14 protein-coding genes are annotated in these 13770 nt (G+C 69.2%); 9 read left to right on the top strand and 5 right to left on the bottom strand.

Annotated features, from left to right (window positions below; genetic code table 11):
* Positions 1–283: 283 nt before the first annotated feature.
* The 4 genes from ACLJO0_RS43840 to ACLJO0_RS43855 form a co-directional block, all read right to left on the bottom strand.
* On the bottom strand, positions 284–946 hold the full coding sequence (locus ACLJO0_RS43840) for a TetR/AcrR family transcriptional regulator (protein WP_410585810.1): 663 nt from the start codon (positions 944–946) through the stop codon (positions 284–286).
* Between the two features lie 35 nt (positions 947–981).
* Entirely contained in the window at positions 982–1818 is an 837-nt protein-coding gene (locus ACLJO0_RS43845) for an alpha/beta fold hydrolase (RefSeq protein WP_410585811.1), read from the bottom strand.
* 15 nt (positions 1819–1833) lie between these two features.
* On the bottom strand, positions 1834–3120 hold the full coding sequence (locus ACLJO0_RS43850) for an MFS transporter (protein WP_410585812.1): 1287 nt from the start codon (positions 3118–3120) through the stop codon (positions 1834–1836).
* A gap of 131 nt (positions 3121–3251) precedes the next feature.
* Entirely contained in the window at positions 3252–3860 is a 609-nt protein-coding gene (locus ACLJO0_RS43855) for a TetR/AcrR family transcriptional regulator (protein ID WP_410585813.1), read from the bottom strand.
* Positions 3861–3995: 135 nt separating this feature from the next.
* Between ACLJO0_RS43855 and ACLJO0_RS43860 the strand changes: the two genes are divergently transcribed.
* The 3 genes from ACLJO0_RS43860 to surE are packed head-to-tail and all read left to right on the top strand — an operon-like array spanning position 3996 to position 8794.
* Entirely contained in the window at positions 3996–5258 is a 1263-nt protein-coding gene (locus ACLJO0_RS43860; protein WP_410585814.1) for an MFS transporter, read from the top strand.
* Positions 5259–5285: 27 nt separating this feature from the next.
* Positions 5286–7769: a glycoside hydrolase family 3 protein gene (locus ACLJO0_RS43865; protein ID WP_410585815.1), complete on the top strand. Its 2484-nt coding sequence runs from the start codon at positions 5286–5288 to the stop codon at positions 7767–7769.
* Positions 7766–8794, top strand: a complete 1029-nt coding sequence (gene surE, locus ACLJO0_RS43870; RefSeq protein ID WP_410585816.1) for a 5'/3'-nucleotidase SurE — start codon at positions 7766–7768, stop codon at positions 8792–8794. The genes ACLJO0_RS43865 and surE overlap by 4 nt, the downstream gene beginning before the upstream one ends.
* 474 nt (positions 8795–9268) lie before the next feature.
* On the opposite strand, the gene ACLJO0_RS43875 is transcribed toward surE, so the two are convergent.
* The gene (locus ACLJO0_RS43875; protein WP_410585817.1) at positions 9269–9463 is read right to left on the bottom strand and encodes a hypothetical protein; all 195 of its coding nucleotides are present in this window, start codon (positions 9461–9463) and stop codon (positions 9269–9271) included.
* A 290-nt stretch (positions 9464–9753) separates the two neighbouring features.
* Here ACLJO0_RS43875 and ACLJO0_RS43880 point away from each other — a divergent pair, with 290 nt between their 5' ends.
* The 6 genes from ACLJO0_RS43880 (at position 9754) to ACLJO0_RS43905 (ending at position 13365) form a co-directional block, all read left to right on the top strand.
* A complete protein-coding gene (locus ACLJO0_RS43880) occupies positions 9754–10311 on the top strand; it encodes an STAS domain-containing protein (protein ID WP_410585818.1) in 558 nt (185 codons plus the stop codon).
* Positions 10308–11285 carry an acyl-CoA desaturase gene (locus tag ACLJO0_RS43885; protein WP_410585819.1) on the top strand — a complete coding sequence of 326 codons (978 nt, stop codon included), beginning with the start codon at positions 10308–10310 and terminating at the stop codon, positions 11283–11285. The genes ACLJO0_RS43880 and ACLJO0_RS43885 overlap by 4 nt, the downstream gene beginning before the upstream one ends.
* 60 nt (positions 11286–11345) lie before the next feature.
* Positions 11346–11627, top strand: a complete 282-nt coding sequence (locus ACLJO0_RS43890) for a hypothetical protein (protein ID WP_410585820.1) — start codon at positions 11346–11348, stop codon at positions 11625–11627.
* A gap of 71 nt (positions 11628–11698) precedes the next feature.
* Positions 11699–12397, top strand: a complete 699-nt coding sequence (locus tag ACLJO0_RS43895) for a GAF and ANTAR domain-containing protein (protein ID WP_410585821.1) — start codon at positions 11699–11701, stop codon at positions 12395–12397.
* 4 nt (positions 12398–12401) lie between these two features.
* Positions 12402–13184 carry a GAF and ANTAR domain-containing protein gene (locus tag ACLJO0_RS43900; RefSeq protein ID WP_410585822.1) on the top strand — a complete coding sequence of 261 codons (783 nt, stop codon included), beginning with the start codon at positions 12402–12404 and terminating at the stop codon, positions 13182–13184.
* Positions 13185–13197: 13 nt separating this feature from the next.
* On the top strand, positions 13198–13365 hold the full coding sequence (locus ACLJO0_RS43905) for a hypothetical protein (protein ID WP_410585823.1): 168 nt from the start codon (positions 13198–13200) through the stop codon (positions 13363–13365).
* Positions 13366–13770: the final 405 nt, after the last annotated feature.

Consider the following 13770-nt stretch of genomic DNA (forward strand, 5'->3'; position numbering starts at 1 on the left):
CGGAAGCCAGGAGAAGAAACAATGCCGGAAACCGTGGGTGGTCTACGCAATCCACTCGGTGCACTTCGACGTCGCCACCCTCGGGGGGTTCTCAGCGGTGCGATACAGGGGGCTTGGTGCCTGCGATCGCCTACCTCCACACCGCCGAGCTGTATCCGACCCGGATGCGGGGCACCTCTCCGCCCATAACGGCACCGAATCGAACGCGGGAGCCGGGTTCCGGGCGAGCTCGGCGAGGAAGCAGCGGAGGTGATGGAGGGTGAGGTCCACGTTCACCGCCTGATCAGGAGTCCGGAGCGGGGGAAGCGGGATCGGCCGACCACCGGTGCTTGACGGCGTCGACGAAAGCGCCGAATTCCTCGGTCATCGAGACCGTTTCGGGGTCGAGCATCCACTGCTGCTGCAATCCGTCCAGCACGGCGATCGTCGTTCGCACCAGCGTGACCACCGGGGCGTCGGCCCGGATCTCGCCGGAGCTCTGTCCACTGTGGATCGCTTCGGTCAGCCACCGGCTCACTGCCGCGTAGTGTGAGCGCGTCCACTGGTGGGCGGGATGCCGCGGGTCAGTGGCCTCGGCGGTCACGCGCACGAACAACCCGACCAGTTCCGGTCGCGTGGTGTTGCGGGCCACCAGCGCCTCGATCGCCGTGAACGCGGCCCAGCCCAGCGGAAGGTGATCGCCACCCTGGTGGAGGAACCGCGTGTCCTCCGCGTCGCGCGCTTCGAGCACCGCGGTCAGCAGGGCGGTCTTGCTGGGAAAGTGGTGCAGGAGCCCGGATTGGGACAACCCGGCGGACTTCGCGACGCGTGCGATCGAGGTGCCGCGGTAGCCGGTGGCGGAGAACAGTTCGGTGGCCACTCGCACGACCGCCGCCCGCGACGTCACGCCCGCCGCCTCCCCGCGTGTGGCGGTGCGGGCGGCGGGCTTGTCGACAGGGACGGACACGAAGTGCAGGGTAGTCCGCCAGATCCGGGTGGGTACTAGCCGGCCTCGGCCCAGAAGTCGGTGAACAGACGCGCCGTGACCTCGGGTTTCTCCTCGTTCGGTGTGTGTCCCGCATCGGCGATGACCTCGTACCGGGCGCCGAGGCGGGTCGCCATGTCACGCTGTGCCTCCGGGGTCCACGCCGCGTCGTGCTCGCCGTGGGCCACCAGGATCGGGACCCCGGCGGCGCGCAGTTCTTCGACGCGGTCCGGCTCGGCGGCGATGGCCCGGCCGATGCCGAGCAGGTTGGCCGGGTTGGTCTCGTGGATCCGGGTCCGCAGGTAGGTCACCACCGGTTCCGGTTGCCCGGCCGCGAAGAACGGCTCCAGGAACCGCCAAGCGCCTGCCGACCCTTCCGCGGTGATGGCTTCTTCCAGCGCCGGACCGGCCGGTCCGGCGACCGTGGCACCGCCGGGCCCTGAGCACAGGATGGTGTAACTGCGGAACCGGTGCGGTTCCCGGATCACCGCGGCCCGCGTGACCAGGCCGCCGAAGCTGTGCCCCACCAGATGGACCCGCTCGCCGGGCGCCGCGGCGTCGAGCACCTCCAGCAGGCCGGTGGCGAAGGCGTCCACCGTGTAGTCCTCTGCCCTGTCCGGGCCTTCGGACTTCCACTGTCCGAGCTGGCTGTAGGTGAGCACGTCGTAGCCGGCCTCGGTGAGCTCGCTCAGCATCGGCACGAAGTCCTCTTTGGACCCGGTATAGCCGGGCACGAGGACGGCGATTCCTTTGGCGGTGTCACTCCCGCCCGGTGGGGTGGACCGGACGGCGGAGAGCCTGCCGTCCGATGTGGACACGGCGAACTGCCTGGCGGAGGCGGGGAGGGTGTGCAAGGGGTACTCCTCGGGTCAGCGGACGGATCGGATGGGCAGGAACGCGGCGGCGCCGACGAGCACGAGCAAGCCGGCGACGGCGAACAGGATGTGGTACCCGGCAAGGGTGATCAGCAATGCGGAGAAGCTCGGCGCCACGGCCTGAGGGACGTTCGTGGCGACGTTGAGCAGACCCAGGTCCTTGGCGGCGTCTTCGTTGCTCGGCAGCACCTGGGTCATCAGGGCGACATCCAGGGTCATGTAGGTGCCGAAGCCGAACCCGGCGATCGCCGCGAACGCGATCATGCCGCCGATGGTAGGACTGATCAGCGGGCAGGCCAGGCCGGCGGCAGTGATCACCGAGGCGGCGATCACGAACGGTTTGCGGCGTCCGATCCGGTCCGACCACGGCCCGGTGACGAAACTGGAGAGCACGGTGCCGACGAGCATCACCAACGCCAGTTGCCCGGTCACCGCGTTCGCCCGTTCCAACGGGATGCCGACGTGGTCGACCAGGATGTAGAGCTGGAAGTTGTAGACGGCCCAATACCCGAGCACGAACAGCATCCGGGCGACGAAGGCCCAGGCGAAGTCGGGATGTCTGCGCGGACTGACCCAGAAGCCTTTCAGGAACGTCGACCACGACCAGGCCGGGCGCGGCAGTCCCGCGCTGGAGGTGTCCCGGTTGACGAGGACGAACAGCAGGACGACGACGAGTACGACGGCGGCGAAGACGCTGTAGCCGATCCCGAGGTCGGTGGCGAACCGGGCGGCCAGCAGTACCCCCGCGGTGGCGCCGACCATGCTGCCGACACCGACGAAGGCCGACGCGGTGCCGCGCTGCCCGGTCGGCAGCCGGTCGGCCAGGATCGCCGTCATCGGGCCCTGCACGATATTGAGCGAGACCTGCACGAGGAGCCACAGCACGGCGAGCAGGGCGACCGAGCCCGCCACCGGGAGTGTCACCAGGAACACCGCGCCGAACAGGGCGCCGAGCATCATCCACGGGGTGCGGCGGCCGAACCGGCTGCGGGTGCGGTCGGACAACGCGCCGACGATGGGCTGGACGAACAGGGTGGCGAACGCCGACACGCTCACCACCATGCCCAGGCTGGACACCTTGCCGGCGGGATCCACCTCGGCGACCTGATTCGGCAGCAGGATGCCCAAAAGGCCCGAATAGGCGAGGAAGAGCGAGAAGTTCCCGATCATGAGCGAACCGATGAGCACGCGCCTGCGCTGGGGCCCAGGGCGGGAACCGGAATCATCGTCCGGCGCGAGGGTCGGGGTGTGCGGTGCTGGGTCAGGCAATGTGGGGGCCATGGCCGCCTCCTGAACGCGATGCCGGGCACCAGTGCCTCGGCGAATGCCGGGCATCACATCACGGTGACCGACCGCTCAGTCGGTCTGTATATGTATCCGAGATCTATTGGTGTTGTGCGCGTTATATTTGCTTAGGTGGCCTGGCGAAGCAGCTGGGTCAGCGTCCGGAACGCTGCGGGCATGTCCGCCGCGTCGGGCTCGAGCAGCCACTGGAACTGCATGCCGTCCATGACCGCGATCACCAGGGGGGCCACGGCTTCCGGCGTGAGGTTGCCGGGCAGGCGGTCGCCGAACTCCTGGCGCAGGGTCTCGGTCAGTGACGCGCGTATCGTGGCGTAGCGGCGGCTGAAAAACTCCCGTGCGGGATGGTCGCCGGTCACGCTCTCGCCGAGCAGTGCGGAAAAGGTTTGCACCACACCTGGCCTGCTCGCGTTGTACTCCACGAGGGTGGCCAGGAGGTCAAGAGGCCACGGGCCCGCCTCCTGTTTGGCCGTGCCGCCGGTGTCCCATTCGTCGCGAGCCTCGAGCAGGGCGATGAGCAGGTCTTCCTTGGTGGGGAAGTAGTGCAGCAGCCCCTGCTGGGTGATGCCCACCCGCTCGGCGACGGCGGCCAGGGAGGCGCCGCGGTAGCCGCGTTCGGCGATGACGGCCATGGTCGCCCGGAGGATCTCGCCCCGCCGGTCCGCGCGCCGTCCGGCTCGTCCGTTGTCGGCCGTCCCGGCTTGCTCTGTTGCGCGCACGGGGTCAGCTTAGCCGGTCCTATTTATATAACAGACAGGAAACGAAACCTACCGATCATCAGGTCGGTAAGTCACGATGGCTGCCATTCGAGCGGCGCCCGGGTGCCGCCACTCCCTCAACGAGGAGGTCCGGCTGTGGACGACGTCATCGCGGTCACGCCCACGGCAGGGGCGACGGAGGCGCCACAACGCGCGCCTCGCGGCTTCGTGCCGCGGCTCGGCCTCGCCAACTTCGGCCTGTACGCGGCTTTGATGACACCGGTCATCGTCACGCTGGCACTGCGGGTCGCCGAGGTCGCACCCCAGGCCAAGGAATCCACGCTCGGGCTGGTGCTCGGGGTCGGGGCGATCCTGGCGCTGATCGCGAACCCGCTGGCGGGCAGGCTGTCGGACCGGACCCGTTCGCGGTTCGGGCGCCGCCGTCCGTGGCTGGTCGGCGGGACCGTCGTGGGGATCGTCGGCCTGGCGGTGATCGCCTTCGTGCCCTCGGTTCCCGCGCTGGTGATCGGCTGGGCTGTCGTGCAGACCGGCTTCAACGCCGTGTACGCGGCATTGATGGCGACGATTCCGGACCAGGTACCGGAAAACGTCCGTGGCACGGCTTCCGGCGCCATCGGTACGAGCGTGACCGCGGCAGTGCTGGCAGGCTCGGGAATCGCCGCGTTGAGCTCCGACGCGAGGGTGATGTTCCTGCTGCCCGCCGCGCTGACCGTCGGACTGGTCGGCTGGTTCACCGTCCGGCTCCGGGACCGGAGACTGGATACGGCACCGGAACCGTTCTCCATCAAGGAATTCTTCGGCAGTCTGGCGTTCAATCCGGTCTCGGCGCCGGATTTCGGCTGGGCCTGGCTGACGAAGTTCCTCGTTATGTTCGGTTCCGTCGCTCCGATGACCTACCTGGCTTACTACGTCCCGTTCCGGATGGGTCTCGACCCGGCGGCGACGGCGGGCATCGTCGCCGGGATGATCGCGGCGGGTTATGCGGTGCAGTCGTTGACGGCCCTGCTCGGCGGCTGGGTGTCCGACCGGTTCGGCAGGCGCAAGCCGTTCGTCATCGGCTCCGGTGTGATCGTGGCACTCGGCCTCGCCGTGCTCGCCGCCGCGCCGGACCTGCTGTGGATAGCCGTGGCCCAGCTGGTGCTCAGCATCGGTGGCGGCCTGTTCTACGCGGTGGACATGGCGATGATCACCCAGGTACTGCCGGATCAGCGCAATCCCGCCAAGGACCTCGGCGTGGTCAACATCGCCAACGCGCTGCCACAGTCGCTGATGCCGATGATCGCGCCGTTCGTGCTGGCCACGGGAGACGGCCGGAACTACCCGCTGTTGTTCGGCATCGCCGCCGCCGCGGCGCTCGCCGGCGCCGTTCTGGTCGGGCGGATCAAAGGAATTCGCTGACCGCCGTTCCACTGAAGAGGAGACGCAGTGAACAGTCACCACGCCGAGCACGAGGCCGGCATCGAGTCGGCGATCGACGCCGCGTTGCCCGAACTGGATCTGGACACGAAGACCAGGCTGCTGGCGGGCCGCGACATGTGGTCGCTGCCCGCGCTGCCGGAGATCGGCCTGCGGTCACTGGTGATGTCCGACGGCCCGATCGGGGTCCGTGGCGTGCGGTGGACCGCCGCCGACCCCTCGATCGCGCTACCGAGCCCGACCGCGATGGCCGCCACGTGGGATCCCGAACTGATTCGCCGCGCGGGCCGTCTGCTGGCACAGGAAGCCCGGCGCAAGGGGGTGCACGTCCTTCTCGCCCCGACGGTGAACCTGCACCGGTCACCGTTGGGAGGCAGGCATTTCGAGTGCTACTCCGAGGATCCGTACCTCACCGGCGCGATCGGCACCGGGTACGTGCGCGGTGTCCAGGAGGGTGGCGTCGGCACCACCGTCAAACACTTCGTCGCCAACGACGCCGAGACCGACCGCTTCACCGTGGACAACGTCGTCGACGAGCGCACGCTTCGCGAGCTCTACCTGTCGCCGTTCGAGATGATCGTCGCCGGGGCGAAGCCATGGGGCGTGATGGCGGCCTACAACTCGGTCAACGGCCCGACGATGACCGAACACGATGAACTGCAGAACGGTGTCCTGCGGGGCGAGTGGGGTTTCGACGGCGCCATCGTCTCCGATTGGTTCGCCACCAGGTCCACCGCCGGCGCCATCGACGGTGGGCTCGACGTCGCGATGCCGGGCCCGCGCACGGTTTACGGCGAAGCACTGGCCGCGGCGGTCCGCGCGGGCGAGGTGGCCGAGTCCACAGTGGACGATGCGGTGCGCAGGGTGCTGCGTCTGGCCGCGCGGACGGGGGCCTGGGACCGGGCCACCCCTGTGGTGGCGGACGGCGCGTTGCCCGCTCCCGTCGACGGGGTGGCGCTGACCCGGGAACTCGCCGGACGGGCGTTCGTCCTCCTGCGCAACAAGGACGACGTGCTGCCGCTGGACGCCGCCCGCAACGGCACCGTCACCCTGCTCGGTGCGGCGGCGCGAGACGCCCGCGTGCTGGGTGGCGGATCGGCCCAGGTCTTCCCGGAGCACGTGGTGTCCCCGCTGGAAGGCCTGCGCGCCGTGCTGCCCGAGGGCGTCCTGACCTACCGCATCGGCGCCGACCCGACCGACGAACTCGGTGTCGCCGGTACCGGTTTCGCGTTGCGCGCGGTGTGCCGGGACGCTGACGGCGCGGTCCTTGGCGAAGACACCCTGCCCAACGGCATGGTGCAGTGGTTCGGTGACGACCTGCCCGACGGCGTCACGCTCGACCGTCTGCGCACGGTGGAGATCACGGGCACGTTCACGCCGCGAGAGTCCGGGCTGCATTCGTTCGGCACCAAGGGGCTCGGCGAGTTCGTCCTGTCCGTCGACGGCGAGGTGCTCTTCGACGGCGTCGCGGTCGCGGACGGCCTCGACCCGTTCGAGGCGTTCTTCGCCGCACCGTCCGAGCGCGCGAAGGCGGAGCTGACCGCGGGCAAGGCCGTCGAGGTCGGCCTGACCTACACCGTGCCCGACCTGTCGGGGGCGCCGGTCCGGACCATCAGCTGCGCGCTGGTGCACCGCGAACCGCAGCTCGACGGGGACGAGCTGATCGAGGAAGCGGTGGCCGCCGCCGCGGTCTCCGACACCGCGATCGTCGTCGTGGCCACCACGGAGCGGGTCGAGAGCGAAGGATTCGACCGCTCCGACCTCCGTCTGCCGGGCCGTCAGGACGAGCTGGTGCACCGGGTCGCCGCGGTCAACCCGCGCACGATCGTGGTGGTCAACTCCGGTTCTCCGGTGGAGATGCCGTGGCGCGACGAGGTCGCCGCGGTACTGCTGAGCTGGTTCCCCGGTCAGGAGGGCGGTTCCGCGCTCGCCGACGTACTGCTCGGCCACGCCGAGCCCGGCGGCAGGCTGCCCACCACCTGGCCCGCCCGGCTGGACCACGCGCCGGTGACTCAGGTGCGCCCGGAGAACGGGAAGCTGAGCTACGCCGAGGGGGTGTTCATCGGCTACCGCGCTTGGCAGCGGGGGGACACCGAACCGGCCTACTGGTTCGGCCACGGACTCGGCTACACCGGCTGGTCCTACGAGGAAGCGCGTGTGATCGGACCGGACACCGCGGACGGAGACGTGCGGGTCATGGTGACCGTGCACAACGAGGGTGCCCGCGACGGCCGCGAGGTCGTGCAGGTCTACGCCGCCCGTCCGGACAGCACGGTGGACCGCCCGCACCGGTGGCTCGCCGGGTTCGCGACCGTGGACTGCGCCGCCGGCGCACGGGCCACAGTGGACATCACCGTACCCATGCGGGCCTTCGCACACTGGGACGGCGGCTGGGCGGTGGAACCCGGCGAGTTCGAATTCCACATCGGACGGTCGGTGGCGGACAGCAGGCTCGTCCGCACCGTGACGTCATCGGAAGGGAAACTGCCATGAAAACACGCTCGGTCCTCAAAACCGGCGCTCTGCTGGCAGCCACCGCCACCGCGGTGCTCACCGGTGCCTCGGGCGCGGCAGGCGCGCCGTCGGCGCCGCTGGCCGGAATGCGCGTCCTGCTCAGCAACGACGATTCGATGCAGGCCTCGCGCCCGGACGGTGCCGACGGCATCGGCCTCTACGACCTGCGGAAGCGTCTTTGCGCCGCAGGGGCGGACGTGGTCGTGGTCGCGCCGTGGGCCTACATGAGCGGCGCGAGCGGAGCGGTGACCACCGGCGGCACGGTCTCCGCACAGCGACGTACGGCGCTGCCCGTCGGATATCAGCGGGACTGCTCGGGCGCGGCCGGCGGGGGAGCGGTGTTCGGCCTGTGCCGGGGTGCGTCGCCGTGCACGCCGGAGTCACCGTCGGCTACCCCGGCCGACACGGTGAAATTCGCGCTGCGCGGCGGACTCGGTCACGTGGCGGGCTGGACCGATGAGCCCGACGTGGTGGTGACCGGGATCAACTCGGGCCCGAACGTCAGCTCGTCGGTCAACGACTCCGGCACGGTGGGTGCCGCGATCGCCGCGCTCGACAGCGAGGTCCCGGCGGTGGCCTTCAGCGGCATGATCGGTGAGGATTTCGTCGTCGGACGGAAGACCTACGAGGCCGCGGCCGACTTCGGCGCCGGTTTGCTGGCCCGGCTGCGGCAGCAGGATCTGCTGTCGCAGCGGTTCGCGTTGAACGTGAACTATCCCGACGCCAAGCGTGGCCGGGCAGGCCGGGTCGCGTGGACCAGCATGGGCACCGGCCCGCTCGCGGTGTCCACCTACACCCCGGTGGACGGCGACACGTTCACCCTGGGCCTCGGTCTCTGCCCGGGCGAGCGGTACTGCCTACCTGAAACCAAACGCGACTCCGACACCGCGGCGATCCGACGTGGCGAGATCTCGATCAGCCCGATCACGGCGGACCGGACCTTGCCCGGCCGGGCCGCAGACAGGACCCGGATGGCCGTCGTCAGCGGGCGGCTGTCCGGTTGAGGGGGCGCTGCCCGGCCACCGATGTGTGCGTCACGCCCGGTGGCCGGGCAGCAGGCGTCTTACCCGTATTCCCCTGGCACGCGCGCCGACGGCGGAACCGGCGGACGGCGCCACGTCGGGAGGTCGCGGGCGCCGCCCGCCCAGCATGCTCCCTGCCCTCGGCGACAACCACCTGGACACTGTCGGTACCCGTTCGGCCCGGGGAGCGGTGGTTTGTCGCGCCGCAGATCACCGCGAGTCCATTCGGACGGCGCGAGGCCGTCGAAAATCGCAGGATCGGCAGGGCGAAGGTCAAATAGACCCGGATGGTGCGCCGCCTGAGAGGGGTGAGGGTTTCCGGCCTTCACCGCGCAGCGCGGGAGTCCAGGAGGCGACGTCGTCGCGTAGCTGTTCGGGAACTTCCTGGAGCATGGTGGCGACGCGGGGGAGAGGGAATGCGGAGCCACCGCAAGAGTCTTGGGAACGAGCGTCAGGCTACCTTCCCGGATGCTCCCGGCCGGGTACTGGGGACTCGTGCCCACTGTGCCGGGCTCTCGCCCGGTTGTTGGTGTCCGAGAGCGCCTGGAAGACGTCGACCAAGAGGATGAACCGCCCGCGCAGATCCGCGGTTTTGCGGCGTGAGGCACGGGCTCCATCGAACAGCCGAGCCGCGAGCGTTGGATCGGTCATGAGCTTAGGCGTGCCTTCTGCACTCGGTCCTGGCCGGCCCCGGCACTGGGGTTCAGCGCGAGGCTTCCGGCGGGGCATGGAGATGAGGCTGCTCAGCCAGGCAGAAATCGGGTCGGAAACGCCGCTACGGTCCTGGTATCGCGGTAGGATCGGGGGGACAGCGCCGGAGTGCCCAGCCCTTGCCCTCGCGACGATCGACCGTCATAGGCGGCCGCATCTGTCCATCGGCCGCGCGCTCGTCGTCACAGCGGTGAGGAGCAGTAGCGGTCGGCAAGCCGAGGAGCCCGATCGTGAAACTCAGAACTCTCGATCTCCGCCGACGCCCATCACCGGCAGCGACACCGCTTGCCATTCCCGCCGCCCGCGGTCACAGCGGCGGCAGGTCACGACTCGGCGTCGACCGCGCGGTCACCGCGCTGCCGATATGCCGGAATCCGCCGCTGACGGTCGCGACAGAGCATTGTGGACGGACGTTGGTCCTTATCGTGGACGGTGACGTGGATCTGCACACCGCGCCCACGGTGCATCAGGCACTCGAATCGGCGTTGAGCCGACGACCGCGGCGGCTGGTCGTGGACCTGTCGCGGGTTCGGTTTCTGAGCTCGGCGGGGTTGGAGGTTCTGCTGGCCGCACATCGGCACGCCACGCCGCGCACCGATCTGCGGGTGGTCGCCACGACCCGCGCGACTTGGCGTCCCTTGCAGATCACCAGGCTGCACGAACACTTGGCCATCCATGCTTCGCGGGACGAGGCCATTGCCGCGCCCGCTCGGCGAAGCGTCGAAGGCCGCTCTCCGCCGGTGGAAAACCACCGGCCCATCTCTTCGCTTGAATCGATACCGTCATGATCACGTCCGAACGCACCTCGCCACCGCGACGTTTTCCCGCGGGCCCGAAACCGATGCTCTCCGGTGAACACTCCCGTGCGGAGCTCGTCACCATCCGGATCTTCCTGGTCGCGCCGTTCCTCGCGCTGGTCTCGGTGATGGTCCTCGTGTGGGGCTGGGGTCTGAGCTGGCTCGACATCGGCCTCGCGACCGGGTTCTACATCCTGACGACCTTGGGTGTCACCGTCGGTTACCACCGCTATTTCACCCACGGCGCTTTCACCGCCAACCGGGGTCTGCGCATCGCTCTCGCGGTCGCGGGCGGCCTCGCGGCGCAGGGCCCGGTCATCACCTGGGTGGCCGACCATCGCCGGCATCACGCTTTCTCCGACCGCGAGGGCGACCCGCACTCCCCATGGTTGTTCGGGACGTCCCCGCTGGCGCTGGCCCGAGGGTTCTGGCACGCGCACCTCGGGTGGCTTTTCGGCCGTGACAAGACCAATGTCGCCAGGTTCGCCCCGGACCTGGCCGCCGATGCCGACATCCGGATGGTCGACCGCCTGTTCCCGGTCTGGGTCGCCGCGACCGTGCTGCTCCCCGCCGCGCTCGGTGGCCTGATCGGTGGGTCCTGGTGGGCCGCGCTGACAGCGTTCCTCTGGGCAGGGTTGGCGAGGGTTTCCTTACAGCATCACGTGACCTGGTCGGTGAATTCGATCTGTCACATGATCGGCGCCCGGCCGTTCACCAACCGGGACCGCTCGGCGAACTTCTGGCCGCTGGCGATCCTGTCGATGGGCGAATCCTGGCACAACTCCCACCACGCCGATCCGACCTGCGCCCGCCACGGCGTGCTGCGCGGGCAGATCGACATCTCCGCTCGGATAATCTGGCTGCTGGAGAAACTCGGCTGGGCGACCCACGTCCGCTGGCCCACCCCGCAGCGGATCGCCAAGATGACCGCCCCACGGCGCGGGAATCGGAAACCCGCCAGGTGAACCACACCGAGATCGGTTCCGCGATCATCGTACGCAGAAGGCGAGACCTCGATGTTCTCCATGACCGAGCAGGCCACCGAGGCGATCAATCAGCTCACCTCGGCCCAGAACGTCCATGCCGAAGGCGGCTTGCGCCTGACCTTCGACGGCCATCCCGCCGACGGTGCCGGGCTGACGGTCGAGGTCGCCGCGCACCCGATGGCCGGAGACCGCGTCATCACCACCGCGAGTACCCAGGTGTTCCTCGCCCGCGAGACCCGGGTTCATCTCGCCGACAAGATCCTCGACGTCCGCAAGGACATCGACGGCCACTACACATTCCTGATCACCACCCCGAACTAGCGCCCGATTCGAACTGTCCGGCCGGCGTCGGAACCGATGCCAAGGTCAAGCCTGAACACGAAAGGTTCATCGTGACCGCTCAACGGCACGTCGAGCTGCTGAGCATGCTCGACGCCGAGAGCGATGATCCGGCCGCGCTGCTGCGACGAGTGTGCGAACTGTGCGTCGACCTGTGCGCGGTGTCCGGCGCCGCGATAATCGTCCACGGCGATGGTGACGGCACCGCGCAAGCCCTCGCCTGCGCGACCGATCCGGTCAGTTTGATCATCGACGACCTGCAGCGCACCGTCGGCGAAGGACCCGGGGTCGCCGCGCGCGCCTTGGGTGGCCCGGTGTTGGCCGCCGACCTGGCGACGGCGGGTGCCCGCTGGCCCGCTTTCACCGCCGCGGCGCAGGCCGCCGGCGTGGCGGCGGTGTTCTCGTTCCCGCTGCACGTCGGCGCGGTCCGGGTAGGCACCCTCGACCTCCACCGCGACAGCGAGGGCTCCCTCAGCCGGGCAGAACTGACGGACGCGCTGGCGCTGGCCGACATCGCCACCCACGCGGTGCTCGACGATCTCGACAGCCCGGACCCCATGGACGTCGGCCTGCTGTCCGACGTCCACGCCGTGGTGCACCAAGCCACCGGCGTCGTCACGGCCCAGCTGAACATCTCCATGCACGACGCATTGCTGCGCATCCGCGCACACGCCTACGCTCATCAAACCCCCCTCGACGAGGTATCCCGGCAAATCGTCGGCCGCAACCTCTACCTCGAGACAGGAGACTGACAGCATGTCAGAACAACCCCAGATCACTCCCTCGACGCGGGCCACCGCGACAGCCTCGGGCCGTGAGCAGCGGGTGGCCGACACCTTCGTCGCGCTGGCCGACACCCTCGTCGACGACTTCGACGTCCTGGAGTTCCTGCACATGCTGTGCGACCAGTGCGTCGAACTGCTCCAGGTGTCCGCGGCCGGGGTGATCCTGCTCGACGAGCACGGCGGACTCCGCATGGCGGCAGCATCCTCCGAACGGGCGGAATTGCTGGAAGTGTTCGCCGTGCAAAACGAGGACGGACCCTGCATCGACTGCGTCCGCACCGGAGCGCCGAGTGCCAGCGCGGACCTCACCGCTGACGCCTTCCGATGGCCGCGTTTCGCCGCCGCCGCCCACGAATGCGGGTTCCACGCCGTACAAGCGGTGCCGATGCGGCTACGCCGCCAAGTCATCGGAGTGCTGACCCTGCTCAAGGCCGACAGCAACGGCGTCCACGACGCCAGCACCCGGCTGGGGCAAGCCTTGGCCGACGTCGCCACGATCGGGATGCTGCAACAGCGGGCCATCGGCAACGCCGACCTGCTCGCCGAACAACTACAGACAGCTCTCAACAGCCGAATCATCATCGAACAGGCCAAAGGAGTGCTCTCGGTCCACAGCAACAACCTGGACATGGACGCGGCATTCACCGCACTACGCGGCTACGCCCGCTCCCACCACCAACGCCTCTCCGACCTGGCCCGCTCGGTAGCGGACGGCACAGCGAGCATCCCCGAAATCCTCGCCCACCACACCTGACCGTGAGCTTCTGATGGCCGAGGTGTCTGTATGGCTCGCTCATCCGGGCGCTCATGTCGCTGCTCGGCAGCGCCGCGGCGGCGACGCGCTCGGCGAGCGTGACGGCCCGTTCGGACAGGGCGTCGAGCTCGTCCAGTGCGAGGCGATTGATCCGACCGATGCGGGCGAATTCCTCCTGTGAGACCGCGGCTTCAATGAGACGGCCATGTTCCAGTGTCAAGACGGCCTGCCGGGCGACCGGCTGGAGCTGACGGAAGATCTCGGCGCGGACATCGAGATCGTGGCTGCGGTCGTCGTCGAGCAGTGTCGGGTCGACCTCCACGGCGGCAGAGACAATCTCCGCCGCCCGTGCGCGCGGGTCCGCGCGCATGCTCCAGTACCGGCTCCCCGCCCGGAATCCTGTCCGCCAGTTTCGCCAGCTGCTTCACATCGTTGAAAACGGAGCCCTCGTTTCCAGCAAGCCTTCACGTCCGGCTGCGAGCACGAACGCCACGGCCACCACCAAGCCGGCCGTCGGAGCCAGCGCGAGGCTGGCCGCTACCCGGCTCTCCAGGTCGCCAGGGGCCACACTCAGCAGCGCCGGGCT

Origin of the sequence: Amycolatopsis sp. lyj-108, from assembly GCF_046549005.1 — a bacterium.
Taxonomy (GTDB): Bacteria; Actinomycetota; Actinomycetes; order Mycobacteriales; family Pseudonocardiaceae; genus Amycolatopsis.